At 69.7% G+C, this 14,008-nt stretch carries 15 protein-coding genes; 9 read left to right on the forward strand and 6 right to left on the reverse strand.

Annotation, left to right across the window (positions count from 1 at the left end; genetic code table 11):
- Nucleotides 1–4: 4 nt before the first annotated feature.
- Complete coding sequence (gene leuC, locus TW83_RS10940) at nt 5–1,423, reverse strand: 3-isopropylmalate dehydratase large subunit (protein ID WP_045982810.1); 1,419 nt, start codon at nt 1,421–1,423, stop codon at nt 5–7.
- A 357-nt stretch (nt 1,424–1,780) separates the two neighbouring features.
- On the opposite strand from leuC, the gene rsfS reads away from it, so the two are divergent.
- The 6 genes from rsfS (at nt 1,781) to TW83_RS10970 (ending at nt 7,338) form a co-directional block, all read left to right on the forward strand.
- Nucleotides 1,781–2,146, forward strand: coding sequence for a ribosome silencing factor (rsfS, locus tag TW83_RS10945; RefSeq protein WP_045982838.1), 366 nt, complete (start codon nt 1,781–1,783; stop codon nt 2,144–2,146).
- 9 nt (nt 2,147–2,155) lie between these two features.
- The gene (gene rlmH / locus TW83_RS10950; RefSeq protein WP_045982811.1) at nt 2,156–2,623 is read left to right on the forward strand and encodes a 23S rRNA (pseudouridine(1915)-N(3))-methyltransferase RlmH; all 468 of its coding nucleotides are present in this window, start codon (nt 2,156–2,158) and stop codon (nt 2,621–2,623) included.
- A 94-nt stretch (nt 2,624–2,717) separates the two neighbouring features.
- Entirely contained in the window at nt 2,718–4,232 is a 1,515-nt protein-coding gene (gene gpmI / locus TW83_RS10955; protein WP_045982812.1) for a 2,3-bisphosphoglycerate-independent phosphoglycerate mutase, read from the forward strand.
- Nucleotides 4,229–5,398 (forward strand): peptidoglycan DD-metalloendopeptidase family protein, encoded by a 1,170-nt coding sequence (locus tag TW83_RS10960; protein WP_045982813.1) that lies wholly within the window; start codon nt 4,229–4,231, stop codon nt 5,396–5,398. The genes gpmI and TW83_RS10960 overlap by 4 nt, the downstream gene beginning before the upstream one ends.
- 16 nt (nt 5,399–5,414) lie before the next feature.
- On the forward strand, nt 5,415–6,836 hold the full coding sequence (locus TW83_RS10965) for a S41 family peptidase (RefSeq protein ID WP_045982814.1): 1,422 nt from the start codon (nt 5,415–5,417) through the stop codon (nt 6,834–6,836).
- A gap of 4 nt (nt 6,837–6,840) precedes the next feature.
- Nucleotides 6,841–7,338: an RNA pyrophosphohydrolase gene (locus TW83_RS10970; RefSeq protein ID WP_045982815.1), complete on the forward strand. Its 498-nt coding sequence runs from the start codon at nt 6,841–6,843 to the stop codon at nt 7,336–7,338.
- Here the strand turns inward: TW83_RS10970 and bluB are convergent.
- From bluB to TW83_RS22010, 4 genes are all read right to left on the reverse strand, one after another.
- Nucleotides 7,335–8,009 (reverse strand): 5,6-dimethylbenzimidazole synthase, encoded by a 675-nt coding sequence (gene bluB, locus TW83_RS10975; RefSeq protein WP_045982816.1) that lies wholly within the window; start codon nt 8,007–8,009, stop codon nt 7,335–7,337. The two genes, TW83_RS10970 and bluB, sit on opposite strands and share 4 nt — an antisense overlap.
- Nucleotides 8,006–9,274: a lytic murein transglycosylase gene (locus TW83_RS10980; protein ID WP_045982817.1), complete on the reverse strand. Its 1,269-nt coding sequence runs from the start codon at nt 9,272–9,274 to the stop codon at nt 8,006–8,008. Before TW83_RS10980 ends, bluB begins: the two co-directional genes overlap by 4 nt.
- A 118-nt stretch (nt 9,275–9,392) precedes the next feature.
- The gene (locus TW83_RS22005) at nt 9,393–9,725 is read right to left on the reverse strand and encodes a hypothetical protein (protein ID WP_045982818.1); all 333 of its coding nucleotides are present in this window, start codon (nt 9,723–9,725) and stop codon (nt 9,393–9,395) included.
- A gap of 3 nt (nt 9,726–9,728) precedes the next feature.
- On the reverse strand, nt 9,729–10,475 hold the full coding sequence (locus TW83_RS22010) for a YetF domain-containing protein (RefSeq protein ID WP_045982819.1): 747 nt from the start codon (nt 10,473–10,475) through the stop codon (nt 9,729–9,731).
- A gap of 113 nt (nt 10,476–10,588) precedes the next feature.
- On the opposite strand from TW83_RS22010, the gene TW83_RS10995 reads away from it, so the two are divergent.
- Nucleotides 10,589–11,059, forward strand: coding sequence for a YbaK/EbsC family protein (locus TW83_RS10995; RefSeq protein ID WP_045982820.1), 471 nt, complete (start codon nt 10,589–10,591; stop codon nt 11,057–11,059).
- A gap of 53 nt (nt 11,060–11,112) precedes the next feature.
- Nucleotides 11,113–11,949 (forward strand): aldo/keto reductase, encoded by an 837-nt coding sequence (locus TW83_RS11000; protein ID WP_045982821.1) that lies wholly within the window; start codon nt 11,113–11,115, stop codon nt 11,947–11,949.
- On the opposite strand, the gene TW83_RS11005 is transcribed toward TW83_RS11000, so the two are convergent.
- Nucleotides 11,937–12,731 (reverse strand): alpha/beta hydrolase, encoded by a 795-nt coding sequence (locus TW83_RS11005; protein ID WP_045982822.1) that lies wholly within the window; start codon nt 12,729–12,731, stop codon nt 11,937–11,939. The two genes, TW83_RS11000 and TW83_RS11005, sit on opposite strands and share 13 nt — an antisense overlap.
- 61 nt (nt 12,732–12,792) lie before the next feature.
- Here TW83_RS11005 and kynU point away from each other — a divergent pair, with 61 nt between their 5' ends.
- A complete protein-coding gene (kynU, locus tag TW83_RS11010; protein WP_045982839.1) occupies nt 12,793–13,980 on the forward strand; it encodes a kynureninase in 1,188 nt (395 codons plus the stop codon).
- Nucleotides 13,981–14,008 lie beyond the last annotated feature (28 nt).

Raw genomic sequence — 14,008 nt, forward strand, 5'->3', positions numbered from 1 at the left:
GTCCTCAGGCCGGTTCGTGCGCGAATTCGCGGATGTCGGTCAGGCGTCCGGTGACGCCGGCGGCGGCCGCCATCGCGGGGCTCATCAGGTGGGTGCGTCCCTTGTAGCCCTGGCGCCCCTCGAAGTTGCGGTTGCTGGTCGCGGCGCAGCGTTCGCCGGGCTTCAGCTGGTCGGGGTTCATGCCCAGGCACATCGAGCAGCCGGCCAGCCGCCATTCAAAGCCCGCGTCGATGAAGATGCGGTCCAGCCCCTCCTCCTCGGCCATGGCGCGGACCAGGCCCGAGCCCGGCACGACCATGCCGCGCACGCCCGGCGCCAGCTTGCGCCCGCGCAGCACGTCGGCGGCCGCGCGCAGGTCCTCGATCCGGCCGTTGGTGCAGGATCCGATGAAGACCGCGTCGATGGCGATGTCGGTCAGCGGCGTGCCGGCGGTCAGGCCCATGTAGTCCAGCGACCGGCGCGCGGCATCGACCTTGCCGCCCGCAAAGCTTTCCGGGTCGGGCACGGATGCCGTGATCGGCAGCGCGTCTTCGGGGCTGGTGCCCCAGGTGACGGTCGGCGCGATGTCCTCGGCGCGGATGGTCAGGACCTTGTCGAAATGCGCGCCGTCGTCCGAGAAGAGCGTCTTCCACCAGGCGACGGCGGCCTCCCATTGGGCGCCCTTGGGCGCATGGGGACGGCCCTTGACGTAATTGAACGTCACCTCGTCCGGGGCGATCAGGCCGGCGCGGGCGCCGCCCTCGATCGCCATGTTGCAGATGGTCATGCGGCCTTCCATCGACAGGTTGCGGATCGCCTCTCCGCAATATTCGATGACATGGCCGGTGCCGCCTGCGGTGCCGGTCTCGGCGATGATGCGCAGGACGATGTCCTTGGCGGTCACGCCGGGGGCCAGGCGGCCGGTGATCTCGACCTTCATGTTCTTGGACTTGCCCTGGATCAGGGTCTGGGTGGCCAGCACATGCTCGACCTCGGACGTGCCGATGCCGTGGGCCAGCGCGCCGAAGGCGCCGTGGGTCGCGGTATGGCTGTCGCCGCAGACGACAGTCATGCCGGGCAGGGTCCAGCCCTGTTCGGGGCCGACGATGTGCACGATGCCCTGGCGGATGTCGTTCACCGGGTAATAGACCACCCCGAATTCGCGGGCGTTGCGGTCCAGCGCATCCACCTGGATGCGGCTTTCCTCGTTGTCGATGCCGGTCTGACGGTCCAGCGTGGTGGGCACGTTGTGATCGGGCACGGCGATCGTGCGTTCGGGCGCGCGGACCGGGCGGCCGGTCATGCGCAGTCCCTCGAAGGCCTGCGGGCTGGTCACCTCGTGGACCAGGTGGCGGTCGATATACAGAAGGCAGGTGCCGTCTTCCTGGCGGTCCACCACATGGGCATCCCAGATCTTGTCGTAAAGCGTGCGTGCAGGGGTCATGGCTGAGGTCTTTCGGCTGTGATGCAGGAAGGGTGACGGGCGGGCAGCCGTCAGCCCTGCGCGGTCACGCCCAGCATCTCGCCGTAGAAGCGGCCCGGCAGGCGCGCGCGGTCATGAATGTCGAAATAACGCATCATCGGGCCAGATTAGGCCAGCATCCGCCTGCTGGCAAGCGCGCGCATGTCAAGGAAAATGCCGCGAGAGATTGAGACGGGCCGAAAAGATGCTATGTTGGGTGAACCCCTGCGCCGGGGGCTATCGGCGCGCGGACCGGAGGACTACACCCTGTCACAAGACGCCCCGTCGGCCGGTCGGCCGACCTCGACCCAGCAGACCAGCCAGCATACCAGTGACGACATGCTGGCCCTGGTGCTGAATTCCCTTGATGACGACAAGGCCGAGGAGGTCGTCAGCATCGACCTGCGCGGTCGCACGGCCATTGCCGACCACATGGTCATCGCCTCGGGGCGCAGCTCGCGTCAGGTGGGCGCCATCGCGGAGAAGCTGGCCGAGCGCGTGAAGCAGGTCACCGGCCGCAGCCCGCGGATCGAGGGCAAGGATGCCGGCGACTGGGTGCTGATCGACACGGACGACGTGATCGTCCACGTGTTCCGCCCCGAGGTCCGCGACTTCTATCAGCTGGAAAAGATGTGGCTGCCCGCCGATGCGCTGGCCCGCGTGCGCGAACCCGCCCAACCGTCCAGCTATCAGCCGCAGGACTGATCCGCCGCGATGCGGATCGACATCGCCGCCGTGGGGCGGCTGAAGACCGGCCCCGAGGCGGCGCTGGTCGCCGACTACCTGCAGCGATTTGCCAAGACCGGCCGCAGCCTGGGGCTGCCGGCCGTGTCCGTCGTCGAGGTCGAGGATCGCCGCGCCGGCACCATGGCCGCCGAGGCGGAGCTGCTGTCCCGCGCCATCCCGCCCGGCGCGGCGGTGGTGATGATGGACGAACGCGGCGATCAGCCGACCTCTCCCGAATTCGCCGCGCGGCTGGCGGACTGGCGCGACCAGGCGCGCGACGTGTGCTTCGTGATCGGCGGCGCGGACGGGCTGGATCCGTCGTTGCGGGCGCGGGCCGACTGGCAGATCAGCCTGGGCCGGATGGTCTGGCCGCATCTGCTGGTCCGCGTGATGCTGGCCGAACAGCTGTACCGCGCCGCCACGATCCTCGCCGGGTCGCCCTATCACCGGGCGTAGGGGGCACCGGGCATAGGGGGGCACCGGGCAAGGGCGGGCTTGGTTGCCGCCGCCGCCCGCGAGGCGTAAGTAAGGGCAAAACCGCGAGGCTCCGATGACCAAACCCGTGATCCTGTGCATTCTGGACGGCTGGGGCCAGTCCACCCGACCCGAACAAAGCGCCCCGGACCGGGCGGCGACCCCGAATTTCGACCGTCTGATGCGCGACTGTCCCCATGCGACGCTGGTGACGCACGGTCCCGACGTGGGCCTGCCGCGCGGCCAGATGGGCAATTCCGAGGTGGGTCACACGAATATCGGCGCCGGACGCGTGGTCGCGATGGACCTGGGCGCGATCGATCTGGCGATCGAGGATGGCAGCTTTGGCCGCAACGCGCCGCTGCTGGCGTTCATCGACCGGCTGAAGGCCACCGGCGGGACCGCGCATCTTCTGGGTGTCGTTTCGGATGGCGGTGTTCACGGTCATATCGTCCATGTGCTGGCCGCGGCGCGCGCGGTGGCCCAGGCAGGCGTGCCGGTGGTGATCCACGCGATCACCGACGGCCGCGACGTGGCCCCCGATTCGGCACCGGGCTTCCTGGCCACGCTGCAGGACGGGCTGCCCGCAGGGGCGCGGATCGGCACGGTGATCGGTCGCTATTACGCACTGGATCGCGACAGCCGCTGGGACCGAGTGCAGCGCGCGTTCGACGCCGTCGTTGCCGGACAGGGAGAGGCCGCGCCGGACGCCGCGTCCGCCATCGCCACGGCCCATGCGCGCGGCGAGATGGACGAGTTCGTGCCGCCCTTCGTCATCGGTGGCTATGCGGGCGCGCGGGATGGGGACGGGGTCTTCTGCCTGAACTTCCGCGCCGACCGCGCGCGTGAAATCCTGTCTGCCCTGGGCGATCCCGTCTTCGACGGCTTTGACGCCGCCACACGCCCGGCCTGGGCCGCGATGCTGGGCATGGTCGATTATTCGACCCGCCACGACAGCTTCATGCATGCGGCCTTTCCCAAGCGGCAGGTGCAGAACACCCTTGGGGCCTGGGTCGCGGCCAAGGGCCTGCGCCAGTTCCGCCTGGCCGAGACCGAGAAATACCCCCACGTGACCTTCTTCCTGAACGGCGGCAAGGAAACGCCCGAACCGGGCGAGGATCGCCACATGCCGCAAAGCCCCAAGGTCGCGACCTATGACCTGGCGCCCGAGATGGCGTCCGTCGAGGTTACCGACAGGCTGGTCCAGGTCATCGGTCAGGGCTACGATCTGATCGTGGTGAACTATGCCAACCCCGATATGGTCGGCCATACCGGCGATCTGGACGCGGCCGCCCGCGCCTGCGAGGCGGTGGATCGCGGCTTGGGCCGGATGCTGGCCGCGCTGGACGCGGTCGGGGGGGCGGCGGTGATCTGCGCCGATCACGGCAATTGCGAACAGATGATCGACCCGGTGACTGGCGGGCCGCATACCGCGCACACGCTGAACCCGGTCCCGGTCATCGTCTATGGCGCGCCGGGCGTCACGGGTCTGCGCGACGGGCGCCTGGCCGATCTGGCGCCGACGGTCCTGGCGCTGATGGGGCTGGATCAGCCCTCCGACATGACCGGGGAAAGCCTGATCGTCCCATGAGAACCCGCCTTGCCCTGGCGCTCTGCGCCGCCCTTGCCGGTCCGGCCCTTGCGCAGACCACCCCCGCCAACCAGGCGGTCGCGGATGCCGAGGCCGCCGCGGCGCTCCTGCGCGCGGCCATCGGCCAGCTGGCCGAGGCGGTCAGCGCCGACGACCAGGTGGTGGCCCTGACCGAGGTCATTCGCGGATACGAGCTGGGCCTGGCCGCCCTGCGTGGCGGCCTGCGCCAGGCCAGTGGCCGCGAGGCCGAGCTGCGCGATCGGTTCGAGGCGCAGCGCGACCAGCTGGCGCGCGTCCTGGGCGCGATGACCGCGCTGCAGCAAAGCCCCGAATCGACGATGCTGCTGCATCCGGCGGGGGCGCTGGCCAATGCGCGGTCGGGGATGATCCTGTCGGGCGTCACCCCCGGCCTGCGGGCCGAGGCCGAGGCCCTGCAGGCCGATCTGGACGAGATCGCCACCGTCCGCCAGCTGCAGTCGAACGCCGCCGGCATGCTGGGCAGCGGCCTGGACAGCGTCCAGGAGGCCCGCCGCCTGCTGGCCAGCGCCGTGACCGACCGCAGCTCGATGCCCGCGCGATATGCCGAGGACCCCGAGGAGCTGCAGGCCCTGCGCGCCGCCGCGCAGAGCCTGGACGATTTCGCGACCGGCATCGCGCGGATGGAAAAGGACGTGGGCGCGCCCATGGACGATTTCGAGGGCGCGCGCGGCAGCTTGGCCCTGCCGGTGGTGGGGACCGTGCTGCGCCCCTATCGGGAGCCGGACGCGGCGGGGGTCAGCCGACCGGGCTGGGTGATCGCCACCGCCCCCGCGGCGCTGGTGCAGACGCCCTGGCCTGCGACGATCCGCTATCGGGGGCCGTTCCTGGATTACGGCAATGTGATGATCGTCGAGCCCGCGCGCGGCTATCTAATGATCTTCGCAGGCCTGTCCCAGGTCTTCGGAGAAGTGGGCGACGTCTTGAAGGCGGGCGATCCGGTGGGCTTGATGGGGGGCGCGGAAGCCCCCGCCCAGGAATTCGGATCGCAATTCGTCGCCGATGCCGCCCAGGGCGCCGAGGCCGGACGCAGCGAGACGCTGTATCTGGAACTGCGCCAGGGCAATGAAACGCTGGACCCCGCCGACTGGTTCGTGCTGAATCCCGTCGTCGACCCGCAACAGGACTGAGGCAGGAAAGACCGCCATGAGACATTATCTGATCGCAGGCCTGGGGGGCGTTCTGGCCGGAGCCCTGGCCACCACCCAGATCGCCGGTCCGCTGCTGGCGCAGGAAACGGCCGAGGGGAATGCCTCGGTCTATCAGCAGCTGGAGCTGTTCGGGAACATCTTCGAGCGCATCCGCACCGACTATGTCGAGGCACCCGAGGACAAGGAGCTGATCGAGGCCGCCATCAACGGCATGCTGACCTCGCTTGACCCGCATTCCAGCTTCCTGTCGGCCGACGATTATTCCGACATGCAGACCCAGACCCGCGGCAGCTTTGGCGGCCTGGGGATCGAGGTCAGCCAGGAGGAGGGCCTGGTCAAGGTCGTGGCCCCCATCGACGACACGCCCGCCGCGAATGCGGGCATCCAGCCGGGCGACTTCATCACCCATGTGAACGGCGAATCGCTGCTGGGCCTGCCTTTGGACGACGCGGTCGAGATGATGCGCGGCCCGATCGGGTCCGAGATCACCATTACCGTCCTGCGCGAGGGCGAGAGCGAGCCGTTCGACCTGACCATGTCGCGCGACACGATCAAGCTGACCGTGGTGCGCAGCCGCGTGGAGGGCCATGCGGTCGTGCTGCGGGTGTCCACCTTCAACGACGAGACCTATGACACGCTGCAGGCGGAACTGAAGAAGGCCGTCGAGGAAGCCGGCGGCATCGACCGGGTCACCGGTTTCGTGCTGGACCTGCGCAACAACCCCGGCGGCCTGCTGAACCAGGCGATCAGCGTCAGCGACGCCTTTCTGGACGCCGGAGAGATCGTCAGCACCCGCGGCCGCAACCCGGACGAAAGCGAACGCTGGAACGCCGAGGCGGGCGATCTGGCCGAGGGCAAGCCGATGGTCGTGCTGATCAACGGCGGTTCGGCCAGCGCGTCGGAAATCGTCGCGGGCGCCTTGCAGGACCACCGCCGCGCCATCGTCGTGGGCGAGAAGTCCTTTGGCAAGGGTTCGGTCCAGACGGTCATGCCGGTGACCGCCGACAGCGCCATCCGCCTGACCACGGCGCGGTACTTCACCCCGTCGGGCCGGTCGATCCAGGCCCTGGGCGTGCAGCCTGACATCCTGGTCGCCCAGCCCGCCCCGGCCCCCGAGGTCGAGGAGGAGGAAGCCCGCAGCAACAGTGACTTCAGCCGGTCCGAGGCCGACCTGCGCGGTGCCTTGGGCAACGATGTCAGCGACGAGATGCGCAAGCAGATGGAGGAGGAGGCCGCCGAGGTCGAGGCCACCGCCGCGCTGCGCGAGGAGGACTATCAGCTGGCCTATGCGGTCGACGTGCTGAAGGGTCTGGCCGCGGTGAACTTCCGCGCCGACCAGGTGCCTGCTGCGGAGACGCCGGCGGTCACCGGCGAAGGCGCGGGCGAGGGGGCCGACGCCGCCCCGGACCAGGGCTGATCCGATGGACGGACGCATGGGGCCGGGCGGCCTGCCGTACCGGCCCTGCGCCGGCGTGGTGCTGATCGACGACCGGGGCCTGGTCTTTGCCGGGCGCCGGATCGATCGCAGCCCCGACCAGCCGCCTGCGTGGCAGATGCCCCAGGGCGGCATCGACGAGGGTGAGACCCCGCGCGAGGCCGCGCTGCGCGAACTGACCGAGGAGACGGGCATCGACCCGTCGCTGGTCGAGGTGCTGGACGAGACGCCCCACTGGGTCTTCTACGACCTGCCGCCCGAGATGGTCGGCCGGATCTGGAAGGGCCGTTATGGTGGGCAGCGCCAGAAATGGCTGGCGCTGCGGTTCCTGGGCCAGGACACCGACATCCGCATCGATACCGCCCATCCCGAGTTCGACCAATGGCGGTGGATGCGGGCCGAGGACGTGCTGGACAGCATCGTGCCCTTCAAGCGCGCCGTCTATGCCGAGGTGCTGGGCGCGTTCCGCCCTCATCTGGCCTAGGACGCGGGCCAGCGATCCTCCAGGATCAGGTCGTCCAGCGGCAGGCGCGCCGCCCAGCCCCGGCTTTGCAGTTCGGGCTGGCGGTACAGTTCGGTGACATGGCCGATGCACAGATAGGCCACCGGCACGACATGGTCGGGCAGGTGCAGCAGACCGCGAAGGTCGTCGGGCCGGAAGATGCTGACCCAGCCCACCCCGATGCCTTCGGCCCGCGCGGCCAGCCACAGGTTCTGCACCGCGCAGGCGGTGGAGTACAGATCGGTCGCCGGGTCATGGGTGCGGCCCAGCACATGCGCGCCGCCCCGCGTCCGGTCGCAGGTGATGCACAGGTTGACCGGCGCCTGCAGGATCCCCTCCAGCTTCAGCGACGAATAGAGCGCCTTGCGGTCGGGAAAGTGGTCGGCGGCCTCGGCATTGGCCGATGCGAAGGCGTCGTGGATGCGTCCGCGCAGCGCCGCGTCGCGGATCAGGATGAAGTTCCAGGGCTGCGACAGCCCGACGGACGGCGCGTCATGCGCCGCCTGCAGCAGGCGGCGCAACGTGTCGCAATCGACCGGGTCGGGGCGGAACTGGCCCCGCACGTCGCGGCGTTCGCGGATCGCGCGATAGACCCCCGCGCGCTCCGCGTTCGAAAACGGCCCCGCCGGGGCGAGGCCGTCGTCGGCGCTCACCGGCGCAGCTGGTCCAGCAGGATCGAGGTCGGATAGCCGTCCGGCGTCACGCCGATGGACCGTTGGAAGGCCGAGACCGATTCCATCGTGGCCGAACCGAACAGGCCGTCGATCTCTCCCTGATAAAAGCCGCGCTGCGCCAGGCGCTGCTGGATCTCCTGGCGTTCGGCGGTGGACAGGGTGCGGTCCTGGCGCGGCCAGGCGCCCTGGATGCCCGGACGGCCCGCGATGCGCTCCGCCAGATAGGACACGCCGAGGGCGTAGTTGTCCGAGTTGTTGTAGCGCAGGATCGACCGGAAGTTGTCGGTGATGAAGAACGCGGGCCCCCGCGCCCCCGCCGGCATGATGATCGAGCCGTTGCCCGCCGGCAGCCCGCCGCCCGACATTGTGCGCACGCCCTGTGCCGACCAGTCGCCGGCCGACCGACGGGTGCCCTTGCCGATCAGGCCCATGTTGAAGTTCGCGGGCAGGCGGACCTCGGCGCCCCAGGTCGCGCCGCGCTGCCAGCCGCTGCGCGCCAGATAGGCCGCGGTCGAAGCCAGCGAATCGGTCGGGTCCTCGGACCAGATATCGCGGCGGCCGTCGCCGTTGAAGTCGACCGCGTATTCCAGATAGGAGGTCGGCATGAACTGGGTATGCCCCATCGCGCCCGCCCAGCTGCCCAGCATGTGCTGGGGGTCGGTGTCGCCCGCCTGAAGGATCTGCAGGGCGGCGATCAGCTGGTTCTGGAACATCTCTCCGCGGCGGCCGTCATAGGCCAGCGTCGCCAGCGATGGGATGATCTGCATCCGGCCGCGGTTGGCGCCGAAGTTCGATTCCATCCCCCAGACCGCCAGCACGATCTCGCGCGGGACGCCGTACTGCGCCTCGATCCGGGCCAGGACGGGCGACAGCTGCGCCAGCTTCTGGCGACCGGTGGTGATGCGCACGTCCGACACGGCGCTGTCCAGGTACAGCCAGACGGGGCGCGAGAATTCGGCTTGGCGGCGGTCCAGGCGGATCACCTCGGGGTTGTAGCGGGCCAGCGCCATGGCGCGATCATAGGTCGGGCCCGACACGCCCGACGACAGGGCGCGGGCGCGGAACTGCTGGACGAACCGCTGCAGGCCGGCCTCGTCGCCGGGATTGGCGGGGGGGATCGGGGTCACGGTCACGTCGGCGGGCGCGCGGGGGCCGCCCGCGGCGGGCATGCGCGACATCGGCGATGCACAGGCGGCCAGCGCGCCGATCAGGGTGGTGGACAGAAGAATGCGGGAAAAGCTCATTATGGATCGCCTGTTTTGGACTGCCGAGGTTTCTTGGCCCGGATCTTGATGGCCCGGATTTGGTCTTCTGCGTGCAGTCTAGACGAACCACTCCCGCTTGGGTAGGGCGCGGGCGCGCTTAGTGCAGCAGCGACTCCGGGTCCGGCGCGGTCCCGAACCAGGGCGTCATCTGCGCGATGATGACCGAGTTTTCGGCCAGCGCCCGATCCATCAGCGCGCGTTCCGCCTCGTCGATCTCGTGGCCGTCGGCCAGACGCTCGTCCAGCGTGCCATAGCCGGTGACGTCCAGGGGGGCCATGTCGGCCTGCTTCAGGATTGCCACGGTCTCTCGCACGGCCTCGGGTTCGTCGTTTGCGGGGGCATAGCAGACCAGCCCCGCCCCGGTGGCGCCCTTGGGCAGACCGTCGCCCTTCCGCCTGCCCAGCTCGACGACCAGCGTGAAGACCTTCATGGCTTACTCCATCGGTTTGGCGCCGCCCTGGGCGCTTTCGGCCCCTTCGGGCCATTCGGGGGCCTGCCACATGCGGTTGCCGCATTCGGGGCAGGGCGCACGGGTGGCGATGATCTGCGCGCCCGCGGACGCGCCGCACATGGCACAACATGTCTGCCCGTCCATCGCAAGCGCCTTTGCGGGCGGGGGCGGGCCGTTCACCAGATGTTCGGGCGGCAGCAGCGACAGGCCGGGCTGCACCTGCGACCGGCGAAAGACGGACAGCCCGCCGCCCGCCTCCAGATAGGCGGCGCGCAGCTCTCCAAGGTTGCCGACGCCGGCCAGGCGCAGCATCGCCTTGATCTCGGCCAGGCCCAGGTCGCGCTGCGATGCCGCCTCGGGCAGGATGCGCCCGTCCAGGACCAGCGCCACGGGGCGGCCGTCGATGATGCGCTTGGCCCCGTCGAACCGCACGATCAGCCGGTCCAAGACTTTGTTCAGCCCGACGACCACGGTGATGACCGCCATCGCCGCCAGCAGCGGCACGTCGGGATAGAACATCGCGTCGCCCACGGCGGACCCTAGGGCGATGACCAGCAGGAACTCGACCATCGACAGCTGCGCCACGCCGCGCCCGCCGATCCAGCGGATCATCAGCAGCGCATAGACATAGACCAGCACGGTGCGGACCAGGATCTCGGCATAGAACAGGGGTGGATGCTCGCCCAGGAACATCCGGGCAAGATCGAAGGGGATGACCGGTTGGTCCATGAAAGGCCTTTCGCGGCAGGGAATGCTGCACAGCCTATAACCGTGCCCGAACCGAGGGGTTCCGCCGCCCGGTCCCGCCCGCTAGGGTCCGCGCAGCAGCAGGGGGGCATGCCATGAGCGACAGTCTGGAGCGGGTCCGCGCGGCCCTGGACGCGGCCGGCGTCGTTGTCGACATCCGCGAGATGCCGGGCAGCACCCGCACCGCCGCCGAGGCTGCGGACGCGGTCGGCTGCGCGCTGGACCAGATCGCCAAGTCGATCATCTTTCACGGCCAGGACAGCGACTCCGTCCTGCTGTTCCTGACCGCAGGCGGCAACCGGGTCGATCCGGCCAAGGCCGCGGCGCTGGCGGGCGAGGCGCTGGGCCGGGCGGATGCGGCGCTGGTGCGCGCGCGCACGGGATTTGCCATCGGCGGGGTCGCGCCCGTCGGGCATCTGTCGCCGGTGCGGGCCTTCTGGGACCCGCGTCTGGCGGATTTCGCGCAGGTCTGGGCGGCGGCGGGAACGCCGCGCCATGTCTTTGCCATCGCGCCCGACCGGCTTCTGGCGCTGACCGGCGCACGGACGGGTGATTTTGTCGCATGAACCCGCCGCGGGGCCCGGCGCGTTGGGTGGGCCGAAGCCGAAAGGACGACACCATGACCCAACCCATGATGACCCTGAACGACGGCCGGACCATGCCCCAGCTGGGCACCGGCATCTGGCAGATCGAGGATGCGACGACCCCCGAGGTCGTGGCCGAGGCGCTGCGCATCGGATACCGGCTGATCGACGGCGCGGCGGCCTACAAGAACGAGCGCGGCATGGGCGCGGGCATCCGCGACAGCGACGTGGCGCGGGACGAGATCTTCGTCACCTCCAAGCTATGGAACGATGCGCAGGGCCATGACGCGGCGCTGCGGGCCTTCGACGCGACGATGGAGCGGTCGGGGCTGGATTACCTGGACCTCTATCTGATTCACTGGCCGCTGCCGGCGTTGGACGCCTATGTCGAGACCTGGAAGGCGCTGATCCGCCTGCGCGACGAGGGCCGCGTGCGGTCCATCGGCGTCGCGAACTTCCACGAGCCGCATCTGCGCCGCCTGATCGACGAGACGGGCGTGGCCCCCGCCCTGAACCAGATCGAGCTGCACCCGTCCCTGACGCAGGAGCAGATGCGGGCGGTGAACCGCCAGCTGGGCATCGTCACGCAGAGCTGGACCCCCCTGGGCCGCGGCGACAGCTTCGATGCGCCCGCGATCCGCGACGCGGCGGCGCGCACGGGCCGGACGGTGGCGCAGGTGATCCTGCGCTGGCACATCCAGCACGGGCTGTCGGTCATTCCGAAATCGGAAAAGCCCGAGCGCCTGGCCGAGAATTTCGACGTGCTGGACTTTACCCTGACGCCCGAGGAGATGTCGGCCATCGACGCGCTGGACCGGGGCCATCGCACCGGTCCGGACCCGGACACGTTCGACTATCGTCAGCCACTGTAACCCAGCAGGCGACGCATCAGGGGGCTGGCGGGGTCCGCCAGTCCCTCGATCACGTCGAAATGGTGGCGGCCGGGGTCGATGACGCATTCGGTCGCCGCGCCCAGCCCCGCCCAGGCATCCGCCAGCAGCCGGGCGTGGCGGATGAATTCAGGCCTTTCGGCCCCTCCGACCCAAGTCGTGACCGGGATGCCCGTGCAAGGTTCCAGCAGGGCGGAGCTTTCTGATGCGGCTTCGGCCGCGTCCAGACGCAGGGTGTCGTTCATCGCCGTGCGCATCAGCGGGCGCAGGTCGGTCAGCGGAGAGATGGGCACGCAGGCGGTGACCCGCGCGGCATCCGTCTCGGACAGCACCCCCGGACAGATCATCCGCGCCGCCAGATGCCCGCCCGCCGAATGACCGGTCAGCGCGATGGGCCCTGCGATGCGACCCGCCGCCTCTGCGATCTGCTCCGCGACGATGCGGGTCATGTCGGCGATGCGCGCGTCCGGCGCCAAGGGATAGCCCGGCATGGCGCAGGCCCATCCCGCCGCCAGTGCACCGCCCGCCAGATGCGACCACAGCGTCGGGTCGAACCGCATCCAGTAGCCGCCATGGATGAACACCATCAGCCCGCGCGGGTCTCCCTCCGGCAGGAACAGATGCCCCCGGCCCAGATCCTGCGGCGGATGGGCGGCGCGGAAGGCCGCCGCCGCCTCGGTCCAGCGGGGGACATAGGTGTCGGCATGCGGGATATGCGCGCCATTGGCATAGGCGTCGTCCCAGTCGGTGATCTGATACAGCATGGTTCCCCCTCTTTCGGGCAGCCAATCGCGGCGCTATCGTCGCGTCAAGAGGGAGCCCATGATGACCGATTTCACCAAGACCCGCGCAGCGTTCCACCTGCCGGACGGCATGACCTATCTGGACGGCAATTCGCTCGGGCCGATGCCCCGCGCCGCCGCCGACCGGGTCGCGACCATGATGGCCGACGAATGGTCGGAGATGCTGATCACCGGCTGGAACAAGGCGGGCTGGTATGTCCAGCCGCGCAAGGTCGGCGACCGCATCGCGCGGCTGATCGGCGCGGGGGATGGCCAGGTGGTCATGGGCGACACGCTGTCCATCAAGGTGTTCCAGGCGCTGAGCGCGGCGCTGGCCCTGCGGCCCGACCGCCGGGTGATCCTGTCGGACAGCGGCAACTTTCCGTCGGACCTGTACGTGGCCGAGGGGATCGCCCGCGCCTTGGGCGCGACCCTGCGCGTCGTGGCTCCCGAAGAGGTCGAGGCGGCCATCGGTCCCGACCTGGCCGTGCTGATGCTGACCGAGGTCGATTACCGCACCGGCCGCCGTCACGACATGCCCGCCCTGACTGCCCGCGCGCATGACGCCGGCGCGCTGGCCATCTGGGATCTGGCCCATTCGGCGGGGGCGGTGGACGTGGACCTGCTGGGGTCGGATGCCGATTTCGCGGTGGGCTGCACCTATAAATACCTGAACGGCGGTCCGGGGGCGCCCGCGTTTATCTGGACCCATCCGCGCCACGCCGAACAGGCCGAACCGATCCTGCAGGGCTGGATGGGCCATGCCGCGCCCTTTGCCTTCGACCAGGAATACCGCCCCGCGCCGGGGATCGAGCGGATGCGCGTGGGCACGCCCCCCGTCATCGCGCTGAGCGCGTTGGAAGCGTCGCTGGACATCTGGGACACGGTCGACATGGCCGCGCTGCGGGCGCGATCGATCGAACTGACCGAGGCGTTCATTGCGGGGGTCGAGGCGCAATGCCCCGACCTGGTCCTGAACAGCCCGCGCGACCCGGCGCGGCGCGGCTCTCAGGTCGGGTTCCGCCATCCGCAGGGCTATGCGGTGATGCAGGCACTGATCGCGGCGGGGGTGGTCGGCGACTTTCGCGCGCCCGACGTGCTGCGCTTTGGGTTCGCGCCGCTTTACAACGATCTGGACGACGTGTCGCAGGCGGTCGCGACCTTGGCGCAAATCCTGCGCGACGGCAGCTGGGACAGTGCGGAATTCCGTCGCAAGGCTGCGGTGACCTAGGGTAAGGGGGCTTTCCAAGGCGGCCAAA

It is taken from the genome of Paracoccus sp. S4493, from assembly GCF_000967735.1.
In the GTDB taxonomy this organism is placed as follows: Bacteria; Pseudomonadota; Alphaproteobacteria; order Rhodobacterales; family Rhodobacteraceae; genus Paracoccus; species Paracoccus marcusii.

What these genes read in the sequence shown, in the direction of transcription:
- leuC (WP_045982810.1), bottom strand. Translation starts at nt 1,423, where the DNA reads ATGACCCCTGCACGCACGCTTTACGACAAGATCTGGGATGCCCATGTG.
- rsfS (WP_045982838.1), top strand. Translation starts at nt 1,781, where the DNA reads ATGCTGGCCCTGGTGCTGAATTCCCTTGATGACGACAAGGCCGAGGAG.
- rlmH (WP_045982811.1), top strand. Translation starts at nt 2,156, where the DNA reads ATGCGGATCGACATCGCCGCCGTGGGGCGGCTGAAGACCGGCCCCGAG.
- gpmI (WP_045982812.1), top strand. Translation starts at nt 2,718, where the DNA reads ATGACCAAACCCGTGATCCTGTGCATTCTGGACGGCTGGGGCCAGTCC.
- TW83_RS10960 (WP_045982813.1), top strand. Translation starts at nt 4,229, where the DNA reads ATGAGAACCCGCCTTGCCCTGGCGCTCTGCGCCGCCCTTGCCGGTCCG.
- TW83_RS10965 (WP_045982814.1), top strand. Translation starts at nt 5,415, where the DNA reads ATGAGACATTATCTGATCGCAGGCCTGGGGGGCGTTCTGGCCGGAGCC.
- TW83_RS10970 (WP_045982815.1), top strand. Translation starts at nt 6,841, where the DNA reads ATGGACGGACGCATGGGGCCGGGCGGCCTGCCGTACCGGCCCTGCGCC.
- TW83_RS10980 (WP_045982817.1), bottom strand. Translation starts at nt 9,274, where the DNA reads ATGAGCTTTTCCCGCATTCTTCTGTCCACCACCCTGATCGGCGCGCTG.
- TW83_RS22005 (WP_045982818.1), bottom strand. Translation starts at nt 9,725, where the DNA reads ATGAAGGTCTTCACGCTGGTCGTCGAGCTGGGCAGGCGGAAGGGCGAC.
- TW83_RS22010 (WP_045982819.1), bottom strand. Translation starts at nt 10,475, where the DNA reads ATGGACCAACCGGTCATCCCCTTCGATCTTGCCCGGATGTTCCTGGGC.
- TW83_RS10995 (WP_045982820.1), top strand. Translation starts at nt 10,589, where the DNA reads ATGAGCGACAGTCTGGAGCGGGTCCGCGCGGCCCTGGACGCGGCCGGC.
- TW83_RS11000 (WP_045982821.1), top strand. Translation starts at nt 11,113, where the DNA reads ATGACCCAACCCATGATGACCCTGAACGACGGCCGGACCATGCCCCAG.
- TW83_RS11005 (WP_045982822.1), bottom strand. Translation starts at nt 12,731, where the DNA reads ATGCTGTATCAGATCACCGACTGGGACGACGCCTATGCCAATGGCGCG.
- kynU (WP_045982839.1), top strand. Translation starts at nt 12,793, where the DNA reads ATGACCGATTTCACCAAGACCCGCGCAGCGTTCCACCTGCCGGACGGC.